This window comes from Bradyrhizobium sp. Rc2d, from assembly GCF_900099855.1.
Classification (GTDB): Bacteria; Pseudomonadota; Alphaproteobacteria; order Rhizobiales; family Xanthobacteraceae; genus Bradyrhizobium.
This window is the reverse complement of record NZ_FNCU01000015.1, coordinates 143,107-160,714: the sequence shown is the minus strand read 5'-3', so window position 1 is coordinate 160,714 and position 17,608 is coordinate 143,107. Positions and strand designations below refer to the sequence as shown.

20 protein-coding genes are annotated in these 17,608 nt (G+C 64.8%); 11 read left to right on the top strand and 9 right to left on the bottom strand.

The window, feature by feature from the left end; translation table 11 throughout:
* The first annotated feature begins 16 nt into the window (after positions 1-16).
* Positions 17-691 (top strand): response regulator transcription factor, encoded by a 675-nt coding sequence (locus BLV07_RS20185; protein WP_091888763.1) that lies wholly within the window; start codon positions 17-19, stop codon positions 689-691.
* Position 692: 1 nt separating this feature from the next.
* Positions 693-2,099: an ATP-binding protein gene (locus tag BLV07_RS20180; protein WP_091888761.1), complete on the top strand. Its 1,407-nt coding sequence runs from the start codon at positions 693-695 to the stop codon at positions 2,097-2,099.
* A gap of 130 nt (positions 2,100-2,229) precedes the next feature.
* Here BLV07_RS20180 and BLV07_RS20175 read toward each other — a convergent pair whose 3' ends face one another.
* The 6 genes from BLV07_RS20175 to BLV07_RS20150 form a co-directional block, all read right to left on the bottom strand.
* On the bottom strand, positions 2,230-3,519 hold the full coding sequence (locus BLV07_RS20175) for a M20/M25/M40 family metallo-hydrolase (RefSeq protein ID WP_176945649.1): 1,290 nt from the start codon (positions 3,517-3,519) through the stop codon (positions 2,230-2,232).
* Positions 3,520-3,639: 120 nt separating this feature from the next.
* Entirely contained in the window at positions 3,640-5,295 is a 1,656-nt protein-coding gene (locus tag BLV07_RS20170; protein ID WP_091888757.1) for a TRAP transporter large permease, read from the bottom strand.
* 26 nt (positions 5,296-5,321) lie between these two features.
* A complete protein-coding gene (locus BLV07_RS20165) occupies positions 5,322-5,903 on the bottom strand; it encodes a TRAP transporter small permease subunit (protein WP_091888755.1) in 582 nt (193 codons plus the stop codon).
* Positions 5,904-6,074: 171 nt separating this feature from the next.
* Positions 6,075-7,109, bottom strand: a complete 1,035-nt coding sequence (moaA, locus tag BLV07_RS20160) for a GTP 3',8-cyclase MoaA (RefSeq protein WP_091888753.1) — start codon at positions 7,107-7,109, stop codon at positions 6,075-6,077.
* A 108-nt stretch (positions 7,110-7,217) separates the two neighbouring features.
* The gene (locus tag BLV07_RS20155) at positions 7,218-7,685 is read right to left on the bottom strand and encodes a hypothetical protein (RefSeq protein WP_091888751.1); all 468 of its coding nucleotides are present in this window, start codon (positions 7,683-7,685) and stop codon (positions 7,218-7,220) included.
* 134 nt (positions 7,686-7,819) lie between these two features.
* Positions 7,820-8,512 carry an HAD family hydrolase gene (locus BLV07_RS20150; protein ID WP_091888750.1) on the bottom strand — a complete coding sequence of 231 codons (693 nt, stop codon included), beginning with the start codon at positions 8,510-8,512 and terminating at the stop codon, positions 7,820-7,822.
* A 167-nt stretch (positions 8,513-8,679) separates the two neighbouring features.
* Here BLV07_RS20150 and rpiA point away from each other — a divergent pair, with 167 nt between their 5' ends.
* The 4 genes from rpiA (at position 8,680) to BLV07_RS20130 (ending at position 11,775) form a co-directional block, all read left to right on the top strand.
* Positions 8,680-9,384: a ribose-5-phosphate isomerase RpiA gene (gene rpiA, locus BLV07_RS20145; RefSeq protein WP_091888748.1), complete on the top strand. Its 705-nt coding sequence runs from the start codon at positions 8,680-8,682 to the stop codon at positions 9,382-9,384.
* Between the two features lie 11 nt (positions 9,385-9,395).
* The gene (locus tag BLV07_RS20140) at positions 9,396-9,935 is read left to right on the top strand and encodes a DUF2059 domain-containing protein (protein ID WP_091888746.1); all 540 of its coding nucleotides are present in this window, start codon (positions 9,396-9,398) and stop codon (positions 9,933-9,935) included.
* A gap of 46 nt (positions 9,936-9,981) precedes the next feature.
* Positions 9,982-11,370 carry a glutathione-disulfide reductase gene (gor, locus tag BLV07_RS20135; protein WP_091888744.1) on the top strand — a complete coding sequence of 463 codons (1,389 nt, stop codon included), beginning with the start codon at positions 9,982-9,984 and terminating at the stop codon, positions 11,368-11,370.
* 102 nt (positions 11,371-11,472) lie between these two features.
* Positions 11,473-11,775 carry a hypothetical protein gene (locus BLV07_RS20130; protein WP_244551154.1) on the top strand — a complete coding sequence of 101 codons (303 nt, stop codon included), beginning with the start codon at positions 11,473-11,475 and terminating at the stop codon, positions 11,773-11,775.
* A gap of 13 nt (positions 11,776-11,788) precedes the next feature.
* Here BLV07_RS20130 and BLV07_RS20125 read toward each other — a convergent pair whose 3' ends face one another.
* From BLV07_RS20125 to pdxR, 3 genes are all read right to left on the bottom strand, one after another.
* Positions 11,789-11,974 carry a hypothetical protein gene (locus BLV07_RS20125; RefSeq protein WP_091888829.1) on the bottom strand — a complete coding sequence of 62 codons (186 nt, stop codon included), beginning with the start codon at positions 11,972-11,974 and terminating at the stop codon, positions 11,789-11,791.
* Positions 11,975-12,096: 122 nt separating this feature from the next.
* Positions 12,097-12,726, bottom strand: coding sequence for an FMN-binding negative transcriptional regulator (locus tag BLV07_RS20120; protein ID WP_091888742.1), 630 nt, complete (start codon positions 12,724-12,726; stop codon positions 12,097-12,099).
* A 74-nt stretch (positions 12,727-12,800) separates the two neighbouring features.
* Positions 12,801-14,270 (bottom strand): MocR-like pyridoxine biosynthesis transcription factor PdxR, encoded by a 1,470-nt coding sequence (pdxR, locus tag BLV07_RS20115; RefSeq protein ID WP_091888740.1) that lies wholly within the window; start codon positions 14,268-14,270, stop codon positions 12,801-12,803.
* 596 nt (positions 14,271-14,866) lie between these two features.
* On the opposite strand from pdxR, the gene BLV07_RS20110 reads away from it, so the two are divergent.
* The 5 genes from BLV07_RS20110 (at position 14,867) to BLV07_RS20090 (ending at position 17,413) form a co-directional block, all read left to right on the top strand.
* Positions 14,867-15,328: a TerB family tellurite resistance protein gene (locus BLV07_RS20110; protein ID WP_091888738.1), complete on the top strand. Its 462-nt coding sequence runs from the start codon at positions 14,867-14,869 to the stop codon at positions 15,326-15,328.
* Between the two features lie 2 nt (positions 15,329-15,330).
* A complete protein-coding gene (locus BLV07_RS20105; protein ID WP_176945648.1) occupies positions 15,331-15,693 on the top strand; it encodes a hypothetical protein in 363 nt (120 codons plus the stop codon).
* Complete coding sequence (locus BLV07_RS20100) at positions 15,690-16,328, top strand: TerC family protein (RefSeq protein ID WP_091888734.1); 639 nt, start codon at positions 15,690-15,692, stop codon at positions 16,326-16,328. Before BLV07_RS20105 ends, BLV07_RS20100 begins: the two co-directional genes overlap by 4 nt.
* 32 nt (positions 16,329-16,360) lie before the next feature.
* Positions 16,361-16,945: a TIGR00645 family protein gene (locus tag BLV07_RS20095; protein ID WP_091888732.1), complete on the top strand. Its 585-nt coding sequence runs from the start codon at positions 16,361-16,363 to the stop codon at positions 16,943-16,945.
* Positions 16,946-17,149: 204 nt separating this feature from the next.
* Positions 17,150-17,413 carry a hypothetical protein gene (locus tag BLV07_RS20090; protein ID WP_091888730.1) on the top strand — a complete coding sequence of 88 codons (264 nt, stop codon included), beginning with the start codon at positions 17,150-17,152 and terminating at the stop codon, positions 17,411-17,413.
* Positions 17,414-17,608: the final 195 nt, after the last annotated feature.

Here is a 17,608-nt window from a genome sequence, read left to right as displayed (position 1 = left end):
ATCCGGCGGGAGTTTGATGCGCCTTCTGATCGTCGAGGACAATGTCGAGCTGTCGCGGCTCGTGGCCGGCGGGCTGGCGGCAGCCGGCTATGAGAGCGACATCGTCGGAAGCGCCGCCGAGGCGCGCGAGGCCGTGGGCAGCGTCAGCTATGCCGCGATGATCCTCGACCTCGGCCTGCCCGACGGCGACGGTCTGTCGGTGCTGCGCGAGCTGCGCCTTAAGATGGAGCCGCTGCCGGTCCTGGTGCTGACCGCGCGCGGCGGCCTGCAGGACCGCGTCAACGGCCTGCGCAGCGGCGCCGACGACTATCTCGCAAAGCCGTTCGCGATGGAGGAACTGGTGGCGCGGCTGGAGGCGATCCTGCGCCGGCCGGGCCAGCTGCTCGGCCGCTCGCTGCGCCTTGCCAATCTCGTCTACGACACCGAGAGCCGCCAGATCTTCGTCGACGACCAGCCGCGGATCATCTCCGCGCGCGAGACCTCGGTGCTGGAGATCCTGCTGCGCCGGCAGGGGCGGGTGGTGCCGAAGAAGAACGTCGAGGACCACATCTTCGGGCTCGAAGGCGAGGTCGCCTCCAATGCGGTCGAGGTCTACGTCTCGCGGCTGCGCAAGCAGCTCACTGAGCACGGCGCCAAGGTGGTGATCCACACCATCCGCGGCGTCGGCTATCTCATGGCCGAGGAAAAATAGCATGGCTGCCGGCGGCCATGTCAGATCGCTCACGTTCAAATCGCTGATCTGGCGGATCGTCTTCCTGCACATCGTCGCGGTCGCGATGGTTGCGATCGTCCTGCCGCTGGTGCTGTTCTGGCTGCTCAATTCCGAGATCGACCAGTTGCACCGCGACGGCATGCGCGCCCAGGCCGAGGTGCTGGCGGAGCGCATCGTCGCCCAGCCGGATGGCTCGCTGACGTTCAACCTGCCCGACAGCCTGCGCGGGCTCTATTCGGACGCTTACGGCCGCTATCAATACGATATTCGCGATGGCGAGGGCCGGCTGCTGTTTTCCTCGCACCGGCGGGCCGGTGCCGCAGCTCTTCGGCCGTCCGAGACGATCTCCGGCGCTGGCGTCACCCGGATCATCGACGGCAAGATGATACGCATCCGGGTCGCCGAGGATCTCGCGCATCGCGACGTCATCATCGACGACATCATTTCGAATTTCTTCCGGCGGGTCGGGTGGATCACCATCCCGATCCTTCTGGTCCTGCTCGCAACCGACATCATCATCTTCCGCCGCGCGATCGCGCCGCTGTGGAGGGCCTCGGAGGAGGCCAGCAATATCGGCCCGGCGCGCACCGACATCCGCCTGCCGACCAAGCAGATCCCGCGCGAGATCATGCCGCTCGTCACCGCCGTCAACCAGGCGCTCGACCGCCTCGAGGACGGCTTTCGGCTGCAGCGGCAGTTCACGGCCGACGCCGCGCATCAACTGCGCACGCCGCTCACGATCCTGCGCACGCGGATCGAGACGCTTGGCGATGGCGCGGCACGCCAGGCGCTGCATGCCGACATCGAAGCCATGAGCCGGATCGTCGCCCAGCTGCTGGAGATCGCCGAGCTCGACACGCTGGTGCTCGATCCCGGCGAGACCGCTGACTTGCGCGCCGTCTGCGCCGAGGTGGTCGGCGCGATCGCCCCGCTCGCGATCGCCCAGCACAAGGACATCGCCCTGCGGGGCAGCGACGCGCCGGTCATGATCCACGGCAATTCGGAGATGCTTCAGCGCGCAATCTTCAACCTCGCCGAAAACGCCATCAAGTTCACGGCCAGGGATACCGCCGTCGAGGTCGAGGTGGGCGAGGACGGCTCAGTGCGCGTGCGCGATTGCGGTCCGGGCATCGCCGAGGCCGAGCGCGAGCTGATCTTCCAGCGCTTCTGGCGCCGTGACCGCCAGCGCAGCGACGGCGCCGGCCTGGGGCTCTCGATCGTGCGCGGGGTCGCGGACGATCATGCGGCGACGGTTGCGGTGGAGAATCTCCCCGGCGGCGGCGCAGAGTTCACGCTGCGGTTTCGGCTGGCGGACGAGACAGTCTCTTTTCCCTCTCCCCGTGTGGGAGAGGGTGGCGTAGGCGGCCTTCGGCCGCCGTCCTCATAACGCCGATGCTTTGCATCGGCTATGGCGATAGCGGCGAGACGGGTGAGGGTCTCGCTCCGCGAGTTCCCTTAGCCATGAAGTGCGCGGAAGCAACCCCTCTCCCACAAGGAGAGGAGGAAGAAAACAACCGCTATTTCAGCTTGCCGGTGGACAGATCCATGATCATGCGTGTGGCCAGATACAGACGCGGCACGATGCTGTTGAGCTGCACATATTCGGCATCGTTGGAGTGTGCACCGAAGCCTGACAGGCCCATGCCCTCCACCACGGCTCCTCTGGTCTTGAGCGCGGCAAACGCGGCGTCGGTGCCGCCGCCGGTCGCCTTCTCGTCGACCTTGAGGGACATTCCGAGCTCCTGATAGATCGTCTTGCCGTAGGCCGCCACGTGGCGCGAGGCCTCGTTGGCCTCCAACGGCGGGCGACGCACCTCGAACTTCAGGGCGACCTTGGACTCGGGCAGCAGGCGATTCTTGATCTTGTCCTGAAGCGCCTTCTCCAACTCGTCAAAGTCGGCCACCTTGAGCGCACGCGCATCGGCCTGGGCCGTGGCGTCGGCAGGGATCACATTGCGATTGGTGCCGGATTTGGAGACCGTCCAGTTCAGCTTCAGGCCTTGCTCGGGCTTGGACAGGTCCTTCATCTGGAGCACCTGGTGCGAGAGCTCGTACAGCGCATTCACGCCGCCCTCAGGCCTTGCGCCGGCATGTGACGACTTGCCATGCACGGTGAGATAGGCCGAACCGATGCCGCTGGTGGCGAGGCGCAGCGTGCCGTCGGTCCCGCCGCCTTCGAACGAGAACACCACGTCCTGATCCGCGGCGAACCGGGTGATGGTGCTGCGCCAGCCGGGCGAGGAGATCTCCTCGTCGCCGTTCGTGAGCACCGTGAGCGTGCCGTAATCCTTGAAGCTCAGCTTCTGCAGCAATGCCACGGTATGGAGAATGAGCGCGACGCCCTGCTTGTCGTCGGCGATGCCGAGGCCGTAAGCCTTGTCGCCGTCGATGCGGAACGGCTGGTCCTTCAGCATGCCCTTCAGGTACACCGTGTCCATGTGGGCGATCAGCATGATCTTCTTGCTGCCCGTGCCCTTGAACACGGCGTGCACGGCGGGCCCGACCTTCTCAGGCGTGTCGTCGAGGCGATAGATGTCGGTGGGTTGCAGGATCTCCACCGTGCCGCCGAGCTGCCTGAGTTGGCCGGCAACGCGCTCGGCGATCTGGTTCAGGCCTTCGATGTCCTTGCTGCCGGATTCGATGTTGACGAGATCGCGCAGGGTGTCGAGCAGCGGCTGCTGCTCGTTTTGTGCCAGCGTATGGATATCGGCGATCGGCTCGGCCTGCGCCGTCGTGGCGGCACATGCCAGCCAGAGCGAGGCGATCAACGGGCCAACGAGCGATCGAGTAGGGTGCAAGCGGGGCATGAGCGGCCATCCATGGGGTGGAGGATGGCCCGGTATGCCTGCGTTTCCGGCGCTTGTCACGTGCGCCGTCGCGCGTCATGCGCCGCTTGAGCGGAGCATGACGGCGAGTATCGTCCCCGCTTACTTCTGCGGCGGTCCGAGATCCAGCGGCGGCAGCTCGATCTGGGGCACCTCGATCTTGATCGTGTTGGGGTCGATGTTGGTCTGGACGCCCTTGTAGTGCATCACCATCGCGGGGAACGCGATCACCAGGCCGACCATGATGATCTGGATGACGACGAACGGGATCGCCCCCTGGTAGATCTGGCCCGTGGTGACTGGATCCATCCTCTTGCCGGTGACGCGATCGGTGTATCGCTCCTTCGGCGCGACCGATCGCAGATAGAACAACGCGAAGCCGAACGGCGGATGCATGAACGAGGTCTGCATGTTGACGCCGAGAATGACGCCGAACCAGATCAGGTCGATGCCGAGGTGCTCGGCGGCAGGTCCGAGCAGCGGGATCACGATGAAGGCCAGCTCGAAGAAGTCGAGGAAGAAGGCCAGCACGAACACGAACGCGTTGACGAAGATCAGGAAGCCGACCTGGCCGCCGGGCAGGGAGGTCAGCAGGTGCTCGACCCAGACGTGACCGTTGACGCCGTAGAAGGTGAGCGAGAACACGCGGGCGCCGACCAGGATGAACACGACGAATGCCGACAGCTTGGCGGTCGATTCCGTGGCCTGCCGGATCAGTTCCCAGCTCAGCCGCCGTTTCGCGGCACCGAGGATGAGGGCGCCGGTGGCGCCCATCGCGCCGCCTTCGGTCGGGGTCGCGATACCGATGAAGATCGTGCCCAGCACCAGGAAGATCAGGAACAGCGGCGGCACCATGACGAAGGTGGTCTGCTGCGCCATCTTCGAGAGAAAACGGAAACCGGTGAGCTTCTGGATGACCCAGTTCAGCACGGCGACGACGAACGCGAAGATGATGCCGTAGAACATGCTGAGCACGACGTAGTCGGCGCCATGCGTGTCCGAATTGCGCATCATGAACCAGCCGAACACGCAGCTGGCGAGGAACAGCATGCCGAGCGAGACAAGACCGCGGCTGCCATCATCCTCACGGAAGCCGATGGCCTCCTTCGGCAGGCCCGGTGTCGCTTTCGGGAAGATCATGCTGACGAGGAAGGCGTAAGCGGCGTAGAGGCCGGCGAGCACGAGGCCCGGGATGAAGGCGCCCTCGTACATGTCGCCAACGGATTTGCCGAGCTGGTCGGCCATCACGATCAGAACGAGCGAGGGCGGAATGATCTGCGCGAGCGTGCCGGACGCGGCGATGACGCCGGTCGCGACCCGGCGGTCATAGCCGTAGCGCAGCATGATGGGCAGCGAAATCAGTCCCATCGAAATCACGGAAGCGGCGACCACGCCCGTCGTCGCGGCCAGCAGGGCGCCGACGAACACCACCGCGTAGGCGAGACCGCCGCGGATGGTACCGAACAGTTGGCCGATGGTGTCGAGCAGGTCCTCGGCCATGCCCGACCGCTCCAGCACCAATCCCATGAAGGTGAAGAACGGAATGGCGAGCAGCGTGTCGTTGTTCATCACGCCGTAGACCCGCTCCGGAAGGGCCTGAAGAAAGTCCGGGCGGAACTCGCCGAGCTCGATGCCGACCACGGCGTAGAACAGGCCGACAGCGCCGAGCGAGAATGCTGCGGGATAGCCGAGCAGCAGCATGACGACCAGCGACGCGAACATGATGGGCGCCATATTGGCGATGATAAACGCGGTCATAATTCCCCCTAAACCGTCGCCAACGGCTACTTCTTCTCGATCGCTTCGACGAGATGCTCGACTTCCGCCTCCAGCGCCGACACCTGGGATTCATGCGGGTCCGGCATCATTCCGCGCATGACCGCAATTCGCTTGATCAGCTCGGAGATGCCTTGAACGAACAGCAAAGCGAACCCGATCATGATCAGGGATTTGGCGGGCCATTGCGGCAGACCGCCGGCGTTGCCGGATTGCTCGTTGATCTGGAACGAGCGCTCGAAGAACGGCACGCCCGTGATGATCATGACGATGCACAGCGGAATGAGGAAGAACAGGTGACCGATCACGTCGATGACGTTGCGAGCCGTCTTCGGCAGCGCGTTGTTCACGATGTCGATGCGGATGTGCTCGTTATCGAGCAGCGTCCAGGGCGAGCACAGCAGGAAGACGATGCTGAACAGCACCCATTGCAGCTCGAGCCACGAATTGGACGACGTGTCGAACGTCTTGCGGACGATCGCATTGACCGCCGAAATGATGACGGCGACCACGATCAACCACGCCAGGCGTTTGCCCGTCCAGCGCGTGAACGCGTCAATTCCTCGGCTCAGCTTTAGGAGCGCTTGCAACGATAGGTCCTCCCCGATTGTGCCCCGGCCGTCTTGACTGCGCCGAGTTGGCGCGTGGCTTGTCTCGCCGCGCAGGCATAAGGCAGCCGCACCAAACCAGCGGGCGTGCCGCCAGTCAATTGGAAGTTTGTTGATAGTTAAGGGGAATAACACCCGCGAGCAGGTTAAGGACTACCCGCCGGTGACGCTCATGTGCCTGGAGACGCTGGGACGGTCGTGGCGGCGGTCGATGATGAAGTCGTGGCCCTTGGGCTTCAGCCCGATGGCGCGGTCGATCGCATCCGCAAGCAGCACATCCTCATTCGATGCACGCAGAGGTTTGCGTAAATCCGAGGCATCCTCGTGGCCGAGGCAGGTGTGCAGCGTTCCCGTGCAGGTGATGCGCACACGGTTGCAGGACTCGCAGAAATTATGGGTCATCGGCGTGATGAAGCCGAGCTTGCCGCCGGTCTCGGCGACGCTGACATAGCGCGCCGGTCCGCCCGTGGTCTCGGCCAGATCCGTCAGCGTGAATTGCTGGGCGAGGCGGGCGCGCACCAGCGACAACGGCAGATATTGGTCGATCCGTCCCGATCCGATCTCGCCCATCGGCATCACCTCGATCAGTGTCAGGCCCATGCCCTTGCCATGGGCCCAGCGCATCAGCTCGGGCAGTTCGTCTTCGTTGAGGTTCTTCAGCGCCACCGCGTTGATCTTCACGCTGAGCCCTGCGGCGCGTGCGGCTTCGATGCCTTCCAGGACCTTGTCGATCTCGCCCCAGCGGGTGATCTCGCGAAACTTCCGCGGATCGAGCGTGTCGAGCGAGACGTTGATGCGGCGGACGCCGCAATCGGCAAGCTCGCTCGCATGTTTCGCAAGCTGGGTGCCGTTGGTGGTCAGCGTCAGCTCGTTCAGGGCGCCGCTGGAAAGATGCCGCGATAGCGAGCGCACCAGCGTCATCACGTTGCGGCGGACCAAGGGCTCGCCGCCGGTGAGCCGCAGCTTCTTCACGCCCTTGGCGATGAAGGCCGAGCAGAGCCGATCGAGTTCCTCCAGCGTCAGCAGGTCCGCCTTGGGCAGGAACGTCATGTCCTCCGACATGCAATAGAAGCAGCGCAGGTCGCAGCGGTCGGTGACGGAGACGCGCAAATAGCTGATGGTCCGCCCGAACGGATCGGTCATGGGGCTCGACAGCGCGGCGAGGGGACTCGCGGAAGATCCGTTCATACGGGAGGCCTTGTCACTTTGGGCGACTCGCGCACCGATGCTTAGCGGTGCTTGGGAAGCAATCTAAGCATCGCGCTGGCCGAGGACAATCGGGTTGGATACGTAAGGTCAGCGCTTGCCCGCGTTCGGATCGGGGAACGGCGAGGCCGCGGTCTGTGCGGCATCCGCCGGGGCTGCGGCAGCGGCCGGTTTCGGCTTCTTTGGCCGGTGCGGCTTGCGGATCGGTTTGGGCGGAGTGGCCGGCTGGAGCTCTGCGAACACCGGATTCGGGTCGGTGGTCACCGAGGCGGGCGTGGTGAAATCGCCGGGATTCTTGATCACGTTCACCGGCACGTTCGCCGGCTGGTACTTGGCCAGCGCGAAAGCGACCGTAAACGGAGCATCGGGGGCGGGAACCGAGACGGAGCAGGGGGTCTTGCAGCCCGGACCGAGCGAGGTTGTGGCGTCAGCCCCCGGAGGACTTGATTCGAGCCTGACCTGGACGGTCGGCGGGGCCGATTTGAACATGTCCCAGGACATCGAGGAGCAGCCACCAAGGCTCGCTCCTGCTAACGCAATCGCGATGACACGACGCATGACCACCCATTTCTGCGATGAACCGCCACCTACCCCAGCCGGACCTTAGGAGTGTCGTTTGGGGCAGGCAACCGGCGGGCTGCGCATAGGTAATAGATGGTTAATGCGGGGTTCTGCGGAATAATATAGCTTAATCAGTGGCTTGCGGGAGTCCGGGTATTCATCAGGCTGTGCGCTGCGGCGGGCAGGTCGCGCATGTGATGTATCAGCCGGTCCGGCTTCAGTTCGGCGATCGGCACGTCCGTATAGCCGAAGCTGACCCCGATGACGGGCACGCCGGCCCGCCGGGCGACGCCAACATCGGTTCCGGCGTCACCGACCATGATGGAGGCTTTGACCTCTCCGCCGGCGCGGGCCACGGTCTCGCGGAAAATGGTCGGATCGGGCTTCTGGACGCCGAACGTATCGGCGCCGCAGATCGCCGCGAAGCGGCGACTGAGGTCGAGCTGGTCCAAAAGCCGCTGCGACAACCATTCCAGCTTGTTGGTGCAGACCGCAAGGCGATGGCCCTGCGCGGCAAAATGGTCGAGCGCGGCCTCGAGTCCCTCGAATGGGCGGGATTCGACCGCGATATGGTCGGCATAATAGGCGATGAAATCGGCGGTCATCCGGTCCATGTCTGCGGGGGTGACGGTGCGACCCTCGGCCTCCAGGCCCCGTTCGATCAGCTTGCGGGCGCCGGCGCCGATCATGTTGCGGGCCGAGGCCATCGGCACGGGCGGCAGCCCTTCGCGGTCGAGCACGTGATTTAACGCGGTGATCAGGTCGGGCGCCGTATCCACAAGCGTGCCGTCGAGATCGAAGACGATGGTGTGAGGGGAGGTCATGGGCGAAGCGCTACCGGCGCGGTCGTATCGAAGCAAGGGGCGGGACCATAATATCCGCTTATAGACCTGTTCCCAGACCCTGTTCTCCGGGGAAAAACGAGGCTACATAGGCCGCCGCAACCGGCTACACCCGGCGGCACATTCTCGATCCAAAGGCGGGCGCAAACGTGAACATGGACCAGTTGAAGCGGCAGGCTGCAGCGCGCGCCCTCGAGGAAGTGCGCGACGGCATGCAGCTCGGGCTCGGCACCGGCTCGACTGCAAAACATTTCGTCGAGCTGCTCGGCGAGCGCGTTGCCGCCGGGCTCAAGGTGATCGGCGTGCCGACCTCCGAAGCTACGCGCGCTGATGCGGAGCGTTGCGGCGTGCCGCTGACCACGCTGGATGAGATCGACCATCTCGACATCACCGTCGACGGCGCCGACGAGATCGATCCCGAGCTCAACCTCATCAAAGGCGGTGGCGGTGCACTGCTGCGCGAGAAGATCGTGGCGGCCGCCTCGGATCGCATGATCGTGATTGCCGACGACAGCAAATGGGTGCCGACGCTCGGCAAGTTTCCGCTGCCGGTCGAGGTCATCCCGTTCGGGCTTGGGGCGACGCGCCGCGCGATCGAAAAGGCATTTGCTGACTGCGGCGTTTCCGGGCAAATGGCGGTCCGCAAGGCCAAGGACGGCCACGTTTTCGTCACCGACGGCGGCCACTGGATCGTCGATGCCCAGCTCGGACGTATTGTGGATCCACCCAGTCTCGCCAAGGCGTTGAGCGCCATCCCCGGTGTGGTCGAGCATGGCCTGTTCATCGGCCTGGCCAGCTCGGCCGTTCTGGCGGGCGGCGAGGGAATCCGCGTGATTGAACGGCGAAAGCCCTAAGGAGACTAGGAATGAAGAGCGTTTTGAAATTGTTGCCGGCCGCGACCCTTGCTGTGGGGCTGGCCCTCTCGGTCGCCCCGGCTGTGGCCCAGCAGGGCGCGCCTAAGGCTGCGGCGCCGGCCCAGCCGAAGGCCTCGCCGGCGGCGATTGCCGCGGCCAGGGAGATCCTGCAGATCAAGAACGCGACCGCGATGTATCAAGGCGCCGTGCCCGGCCTCGTCGAGAAGACCAAGATCGCGCTGACGCAGCAGAACCTCAACTACCAGAAGGACCTCAACGAGGTCGCGCCGATCGTGGCCCAGCAGCTCGCCGGCCGCCAGAACGAGATCGGTGAAGGCATGGCGCAGATCTATGCCAGCGAGTTCACCGAGCAGGAGCTGAAGGACCTCGTCACCTTCTACAAGTCGCCGCTGGGTAAGAAGCTGATCGAGGCCGAGCCTCGCGCCATCGGGCTGAGCATGGCCTTCATGAACTCCTGGGCCCAGAACTTCTCCGAAACCGTGATGGGAGCCTTCCGCGCCGAGATGCGCAAGCGTGGCAAGGAGATCTGATCGATACTATCTGATCAGAGATCGCTGAAAGGGGTCGGAGTGGACAATGGCTGAATTCGACGTCGACCTCTTCGTCATCGGTGGCGGCTCGGGCGGCGTGCGTGCCGCCCGCATCGCGGCCGGTCACGGCGCCCGCGTGACGATCGCGGAAGAGTACCGCATGGGCGGCACCTGCGTGATCCGCGGCTGCGTGCCGAAGAAGCTGTTCGTGATCGGCTCGCATGTCCGTCACGAGCTCGAGGACGCCGCCGGCTTCGGCTGGACCGTCCCGCCCGCCAGCTTCGACTGGCCGACGCTGATCGCCAACAAGGACAAGGAGATCGCGCGGCTGGAGGCGGCCTACACCGCAAACGTCGAGAAGTCGGGCGCGCAGGTCGTCAAAAGCCGCGCGGTGATCGAGGACGCGCACACCATCCGCCTGCTCGAGAACGACAGGAAGATCACGGCGAAATACATCCTGATCGCCACCGGCGGCGCGCCGAACCACGGCGCAGCAATTCCCGGCATCGAGCACGTGATCTCCTCCAACGAGGCGTTCCATCTTGCGAGGCTGCCGAAGCGGATCGTGATCCAGGGCGGCGGCTATATTGCGCTGGAATTCGCCGGCATCTTCGCCGGCTTCGGCTCCGACGTCACCGTGATCTATCGCGGCGACAACATCCTTCGCGGTTTTGACGAGGATGTTCGGACCCATGTTCGTGCCGAGATGGAGAAGCAGGGCATCACCATCCTCACCGGCTGCACCGTGACCAAGGTCGACCGCCACGGCGAGGAATTCACCACACATCTGTCGAACGGATCGAGCCTCGCCTCCGAGCAGGTGATGTTCGCGATCGGCCGCCATCCCAACGTCGCCAATCTCGGGCTGGAGAATGCCGGCGTCGTCATCAATCCGAGGAATGGCGGCATCGCGGTCGATCATTTCTCGAAGAGCTCGGTCGACAGCATCTATGCGATCGGCGACGTCACCCACCGCTTCAACCTGACGCCGGTCGCGATCCGCGAGGGCAATGCCTTCGCCGACACCGTGTTCGGCAAGCGCGAGGTCAGGGTCGATCACGCCAACATTCCGACCGCCGTGTTCTCGCAGCCGGAGGTCGGCACCGTCGGCCTCACCGAAACCGAGGCGCGGGCGCAGTACAGCCACGTCGACATCTACAAGACGACGTTCCGCCCCATCAAGGCGACGATGTCGGGCCGCGACACGCGCGTGCTGATGAAGCTCGTCGTCGACGGGGCCACTGACCGCGTGCTGGGCTGCCACATCGTCGGCGATGCCGCCGCCGAGATCACCCAGGCGGTCGCGATCGCCGTGAAGATGAAGGCGACCAAGGCCGATTTTGACGCCACGATCGCGCTGCATCCAACCGCGGCCGAAGAGCTCGTCACCATGCGCACGCCGACCGCACGCTACGTGCGTCAGGCGGCGGAGTAGCGTTCGTCCGTGGCCTTAGCGGTTTTGAGGCCTTGACGTTTTGAGGCCTTGACGTTTTGTTCATGTTTTGTTCTTATGCTGCAACCATGATGGGAGGCAGCGATGGACAACCGCATCAACGAAATCCGCAGAACCATTCGAGCGCTTCGTGTCAGCATGCTCGAGGCCGAAGCCATCATGCGTGAGCAAGTTGACCGGGACGAGGACTGCAGCTTCGTCGCGCAGGAAATCCTCAAGATGCGTTCGGTCATGAGCTTGCTCGTCAAGGAGCGTACAACGCTCGGCGATGACGAGCCGATCCTCGTCAATTGCCTCTACGTGCGACGGCGCCGGCCGCCGAAGTCCGCGACTGCCCTTTCCCTGAACTCCGACGGCGTGCCCCTACAACGCGTGGCGAGGGTCTGACTCGGACGAGTGCTCATTCGAACGACTGACGGACCGCCCGTTCGGGCTTGCCGGACGGGCTGTTCGCCCATTTCGCCATGTCCGCCGCGCGCGCGTCGATGAGTTCGCACCAGAGGCAGCTGAGCTCCGCGTGGCCTTTGGCCGAAAGCATCGGAACGAGCCCATGTCCGCAGCCGGCGCAGGATGTGACGCGATTCATGCTTTCCTCCGAGATCGTCAAGTTCACGACCGGCATTGTCGTGAACGAAGCTTGCGCGGGCGCTATGAAGGCTTGTTTTGCGCGAAGCGGACCGCGACAGAGCACCGCGCCCGTTGGGCCCCTCAGACCGGAAGCGGGATCAGCGGCGCGACCTCGCGATCAAGCGGGTTGTCGCTCGTCGCAAGACCTTGCGCGACGCCGACGCGATCGGCCTCGGGGCGATTCTGACTCATCTTGCGCTTGCCTTCGAACCGCACGACCGGAATGCGCACGCCGACGATCCCGCGCAATTGTGCGGCGATGAAATCGGCGGGGGCGTCACTGACGGCCCACGGCTTTGCGCGCGTGCCCTCGTGCCTGGCCGTCAGCCGCGTCACCGCGTCGAGCAGGCGTTCCGGCTCCTGGAAGAATTCGACCGGACCATAGGCGTGCACGGCGAGGTAATTCCAGGTCGGCACGACCTTTCCGGTCTCCTGCTTGGTCGCGTACCACGACGGCGTCACATAGGCGTCGGGACCGTCGAAGATGGCCAGCGCATGCCCGATCGGCGGCAACTGCCATTGCGGGTTCGCTCGCGCCATATGCCCGTACAGGACGCCCCGCTCGCCTTCGCTCTCGTCAAGGAAGAGCGGCAGCGGGGTCGCGACCGGGCCCCCGGCGGTGGCCGTCACCAGGCTGGCAAGGCGTGCGCCGTGGATGGTCGCCCGGATGCTCTCGATGTCGTCGTCCTTGAAGGCCGGGGGGATGTACATGGCGTGTCTCCGTTCTTGGTCCGGAGATAGGTTCAATCTGGCCTGTAATAAACTGCCAGTTTTAAACAATTTCATCAGTCCAGTTGGTCGACCGCCTGGGCAAGAAGCCTGCAGCCCCGTTCGATCTGCGCGACCTCCAGCGCCGAATAGCCCATGACGAGGCCGACGGCCCGGCGCGATCGACCGCGGCTCGCCGAACGCTCGTCGAACAAGGCGGAGACGGGATAGATGCCGACGCCCTTTGCGTGAGCCGTCCTGATCAACGCATCCTCGCGCTTGTGTGGGAGATGATCGAACCACGCCACCACATGCAGCCCGGCGGCCGTACCTTCGATCCGGACGCGATCTCCGAATCGCCGGCGAAGTGCGTCGAGCAGCGCCTGCTGGCGTTCGGCGTTGCGCCGGCGCACGCGCCTGACGTGTCTGTCATACGTGCCGCTTTCGAGCATCGCGGCGAGGGCATCTTGTTCAAAGAGCGGCGTATGCCGGTCCATGATTTGCTTGGCGGCGGCGAACAGGGAGCGCAGCCCTGCGGGCACGACGAGATAGCCGATCCGCAAGGTCGGGGACAGCGTCTTGGAAATGGTCCCGAGATAGATCACGTTGTCGCTGCCCTCCAGCGCGTGCAGTGGCGGGATCGGCTTGGTATCGTAGCGGTACTCGCTGTCGTAATCGTCCTCGATCACATAAGCATCTGCCTTCCGCGCCCAGGCGAGCAATTGGTGCCGGCGCCCGATCGGCATGACTGCGCCGAGCGGATATTGATGCGACGGCGTCACATAGGCGAGGCGGGCTTCGATATCGCCGATCCTGGCCGTCTCCAGTCCGTCTGCATCGACTGGAATCGGCACAGCTTCCGCGCCGGTCGCCGCAAATGTGTGCCGTGCCATCTGATAGCCGGGATCCTCCATGAGGAAGCGGTCACCGGCATCGAGCAGCAGGCGGGCGCAGATGTCGAGGCCCTGCTGCGAGCCGTTCACGACGACGATCTGGTCGACCTCGCAGCGGACGCTGCGCGACCGCCATAGATAGCCCTGAAGCGCGGTCCGCAGCCGCAGCGAGCCGGAGGGATTGTCATAGGCCAGCCGTTCGGGCTTGCGCGCCACTGCCGCGGCCATAGCCTTCTTCCATGCCAGCACCGGAAAGTCCGACGGCGACAACTCGCCATAGCGGAAGTTCGCGACGAGCCCGCGCGGCGGTTCGGTCCAGCGCGGCGGGTCCTGCCGCAGCCGCTCGCCGAATGCTGACAGGTGCGCGCGTCGCGCCGACGGCCGGGATGCGACGCGCGTGCGCCCGCGTTGGACCACGGCGCGGGCAACGCGCGGCCGCGCGCCATGGCGCGTCTCGATGAAGCCCTCGGCCGCAAGCTGTTCGTAGGCGACGGTCACGGTCGAGCGCGCCACGCCCATCTCGTCGGCAAGCGCACGCGAGGACGGCAGCAGCCCGTCGGTGCCGTACACGAGCGACATGATCTGATCGCGCAGCGCTTCGTAGATCTGGCGCGCGCCCATGCGGTCGGCGCGGCGGGCGGGAGTGGTTTTCATCTAGATCGTCCAGCCAGGAAGGATCAGTGCGAAGTGCGTTGTATATCCCACCCACCGTCATTGCGAGCCAACGGTCCGCGCGACGCGCGGCCCGATGACAGGCTCCGCGAGGCAATCCAGAGTCATTCCGCGGAGGGATTCTGGATTGCTTCGCTGCGCTTGCAATGACGGGGTTGGGGCAGCGGACCCAGCTATTGGTCTCGTGCCCCGGACGCAGCGAGCGCCCCTTCGCGGTGCGCTGCTGAGCCGGGGCCCATGCGGCAGCGAACGCGTGGCCTTCTGGGGCCGGCTCAGCGCAGCGACGCCTAAGGCGTTGCAACGCGTCCGGGACACGGTCCCGCACCATGGAACCGATGCGGCGGCTGGTCGCAGTCGCATCGCCTTGATTCCGACAGACCGGTCTTTATGTGTCGGTAAACAAGAATCCGGGCCCCTCTGGCGAGGACGCCGACGATGTCGGCAAACCTCGTGATGTCGGATGACCTGTCCCGCGCGAATGCGATGGATCGGCCGATCGTCGGGCCTTCTTCGGTTCTCTCCGACCAGTCGCTCCATCGCAGCTCCGTGCGGCCATTTCGCAAGATCGAGGAGCAACGATGTCTGACGCCAAGCATTCAAATCCGAACGAGATCGAGATCGCGGATCCGTCCAGCCTGAACGAGCAGGCTGCGGCGGCGCTGGTCATTGCCGGCGCGCTGGTCGCCGTGGCCGACCGGCGCGTTTCGCCGGTCGAGCGCGACGAGGTGATCCGCTTCATCCGGGATCGCGGATTGGCGCCTCATATCGACGACGAAAGGCTGCTTGCGATGTTCGACGCACTCGCCGAACGACTCGAGGAGCCGGATTTTGCCAACGTCGTGATCGAGACGCTGCGGCCGGTATCGGACATGCCGCTGTCGTCTCATCTGATGGAGTTGTCGGAGCGCGTCGCGGCCGCTGACGAAGACGTCCATCCCCATGAGGTGCAGGCGATCAAGCTGTTGCGCTTGCTGACGCTGGCGCTGCCGCGCGCAAAGCGGGTCGTACCGGCCGCGGCCCGCGCCGCCGCCGAGGAATGAGCATGACCACTGCCTCGGACCAGCGTACGACGGGAGCCGAGGACGCTGCCAGCCAGATGGCCGGCGGCGACCCGCGCCTCGACAAACTCGTCAATTGCCTGCCGCCGCGCGTGGGCGACACCGTCACCTATCTGCTCAAGCCGTCGAGCCGCTGGGTCAGGATCCCCTCGGGCGCGCTGCTCGTCGTCGGCGGCGTGTTCTCCTTCCTGCCGATACTGGGTGTCTGGATGCTGCCACTCGGCCTCGCGCTGCTTGCGGAGGACGTGCCCGCGTTGCGCTCCTCACGTTCGAAAGTCCTGGACTGGGTCGAGCGGAAGAAGCCGCAATGGCTCGATCCGTCCGCATCGAAACATGATCGATCATGACTGAACTCATCACCACCGAGGCGCTGGCCGCGCTGCTCCAGGTCGTCCTGATCGACCTCGTGCTGGCCGGCGACAACGCCGTCGTCATCGGCCTTGCCGCGGCAGGGCTGCCGGCCGAGCAGCGCCGGCGCGCCATCGTGGTCGGCATCGTCGCCGCTACTGCGCTCCGCATCGTCTTCGCCGGCGTTGCGACCCAGCTGCTGCAAGTGATCGGCCTCCTGCTCGCCGGCGGCGTGCTGCTGCTCTGGGTCTGCTGGAAGATGTGGCGCGAGCTGCGCGAGCGGGCCGCGCATTCGCGTCAGCTTGCGTTCAGCCATGGCGGCGGCGCGAGCGACGCAGCTGCGCCGCATAAGACTTTCGGGCAGGCTGCCTTGCAAATCGTCGCCGCCGACGTCTCGATGTCGCTCGACAACGTGCTCGCGGTCGCGGGCGCCGCGCGCGAGCATCCCTACATCCTTGCGTTCGGCCTGCTATTGTCGGTGGCGATGATGGGCGTTGCCGCCGACCTGCTCGGCCGCGTGCTGCAGAAGCAGCGCTGGATCGCCTATGTCGGTCTCGCCATCATCGTTTACGTCGCCTTCGAGATGATCTATCGCGGCTCGCTCGAGCTCGCGCCTGTCATCGCGAGTCTCTGAGGCGCATTCCCTGTCTCACTCCGGAGTGATCAATGACGTCTGAAACCAAAGCACTTTCGGCGCATTCCGCGCCAGCGCCGCAGATCGGTCCGTTTGCGCAGCTCATCTTTGGCTCGCGCTGGCTGCAAGTGCCGCTCTATGTCGGCCTGATCATCGCGCAGGGCGTTTATGTGCTGCTGTTCCTGAAAGAGCTCTGGCACCTGGTCGCGCACTCGTTCGACGCCAGTGAGCAGCAGATCATGCTGGTCGTGCTCGGGCTGATCGACGTCGTCATGATCTCGAACCTGCTGGTGATGGTGATCGTCGGCGGATACGAGACCTTCGTCTCCCGGCTGAACCTGACCGGTCATCCCGACGAGCCGGAATGGCTGAGCCACGTCAATGCCAGCGTGCTCAAGATCAAGCTGGCGATGGCGATCATCGGCATCTCCTCGATCTCGCTGCTCAGGACCTTCATAGAGGCGGGCAATCTCGGCACGACGCGCAGCAATTTCACCGAGAGCGGCGTGATGTGGCAGGTGCTGATCCACCTGACCTTCATCATCTCGGCGATCGGCATCGCCTGGGTCGACCGCCTCAGCGAGAGCGGCCATCGCAAGGAGGCGCGCCACGGCTGATGGACCTGGCCGTCTGATACCTCCCGAGCGGCGAAGCCTGGAGCCCGCCTGATCGCGCGATCAGGCGGGCTCTCTTTTCCGGATCGATAAAATTGTCTGCAATCCGCACAGCAGCGGCAAACCCTGCGCACAAGAAACGTGCGGCCTTAAACCTCGACTTTGGAACCCGCGTGCATCCTGCCGGCAAAAGGGCAGGGCATCCGCATGTCTATTCTCAGGGAGATCGTCGCTGCGGTCGCAGGGGTGTACGCGCTCCTGTTCGTCTGCGACGCATTGTTCGGGGTCGGCGAGGCACGCTTCGACGACGCCTATTTCCGCGCCAGCTTCTACGCGCCGCGGCCGAAGGAATTTCGCTTTGCGAGCGATACGCCGCCGGCGGTGCGTGTCAGCGACGCATTTGCGCAATTTGCGCCGGGCGAAGCCAGGCCGAACAGGCGTTACTCGTCGCTGACGACGATCATCCGTTAGTGAAGGTTGGAAGTACGCCCGTCGTTTGTTCGGGGTCCACCTCTCCCCGGCGGGGAGAGGTCGGATTGCACCTGGCGATGCGAAGCATCGTCCAGTGCAATCCGGGTGAGGGGCCGCAGCATTCGGTGAGACTATAACCCCTCACCCGGATCACGATGCGATCCGACCTCTCCCTACGGGAGAGGTGAACCCTCG

What these genes read in the sequence shown, in the direction of transcription:
- BLV07_RS20110 (WP_091888738.1), top strand. Translation starts at nt 14,867, where the DNA reads ATGTCTGACGCCAAGCATTCAAATCCGAACGAGATCGAGATCGCGGAT.
- BLV07_RS20120 (WP_091888742.1), bottom strand. Translation starts at nt 12,726, where the DNA reads ATGTACATCCCCCCGGCCTTCAAGGACGACGACATCGAGAGCATCCGG.
- BLV07_RS20100 (WP_091888734.1), top strand. Translation starts at nt 15,690, where the DNA reads ATGACTGAACTCATCACCACCGAGGCGCTGGCCGCGCTGCTCCAGGTC.
- BLV07_RS20170 (WP_091888757.1), bottom strand. Translation starts at nt 5,295, where the DNA reads ATGACCGCGTTTATCATCGCCAATATGGCGCCCATCATGTTCGCGTCG.
- BLV07_RS20175 (WP_176945649.1), bottom strand. Translation starts at nt 3,519, where the DNA reads ATGCCCCGCTTGCACCCTACTCGATCGCTCGTTGGCCCGTTGATCGCC.
- pdxR (WP_091888740.1), bottom strand. Translation starts at nt 14,270, where the DNA reads ATGAAAACCACTCCCGCCCGCCGCGCCGACCGCATGGGCGCGCGCCAG.
- BLV07_RS20155 (WP_091888751.1), bottom strand. Translation starts at nt 7,685, where the DNA reads ATGCGTCGTGTCATCGCGATTGCGTTAGCAGGAGCGAGCCTTGGTGGC.
- BLV07_RS20185 (WP_091888763.1), top strand. Translation starts at nt 17, where the DNA reads ATGCGCCTTCTGATCGTCGAGGACAATGTCGAGCTGTCGCGGCTCGTG.
- BLV07_RS20150 (WP_091888750.1), bottom strand. Translation starts at nt 8,512, where the DNA reads ATGACCTCCCCTCACACCATCGTCTTCGATCTCGACGGCACGCTTGTG.
- BLV07_RS20125 (WP_091888829.1), bottom strand. Translation starts at nt 11,974, where the DNA reads ATGAATCGCGTCACATCCTGCGCCGGCTGCGGACATGGGCTCGTTCCG.
- gor (WP_091888744.1), top strand. Translation starts at nt 9,982, where the DNA reads ATGGCTGAATTCGACGTCGACCTCTTCGTCATCGGTGGCGGCTCGGGC.
- BLV07_RS20180 (WP_091888761.1), top strand. Translation starts at nt 693, where the DNA reads ATGGCTGCCGGCGGCCATGTCAGATCGCTCACGTTCAAATCGCTGATC.
- BLV07_RS20105 (WP_176945648.1), top strand. Translation starts at nt 15,331, where the DNA reads ATGACCACTGCCTCGGACCAGCGTACGACGGGAGCCGAGGACGCTGCC.
- BLV07_RS20095 (WP_091888732.1), top strand. Translation starts at nt 16,361, where the DNA reads ATGACGTCTGAAACCAAAGCACTTTCGGCGCATTCCGCGCCAGCGCCG.
- BLV07_RS20140 (WP_091888746.1), top strand. Translation starts at nt 9,396, where the DNA reads ATGAAGAGCGTTTTGAAATTGTTGCCGGCCGCGACCCTTGCTGTGGGG.
- BLV07_RS20090 (WP_091888730.1), top strand. Translation starts at nt 17,150, where the DNA reads ATGTCTATTCTCAGGGAGATCGTCGCTGCGGTCGCAGGGGTGTACGCG.
- BLV07_RS20130 (WP_244551154.1), top strand. Translation starts at nt 11,473, where the DNA reads ATGGACAACCGCATCAACGAAATCCGCAGAACCATTCGAGCGCTTCGT.
- moaA (WP_091888753.1), bottom strand. Translation starts at nt 7,109, where the DNA reads ATGAACGGATCTTCCGCGAGTCCCCTCGCCGCGCTGTCGAGCCCCATG.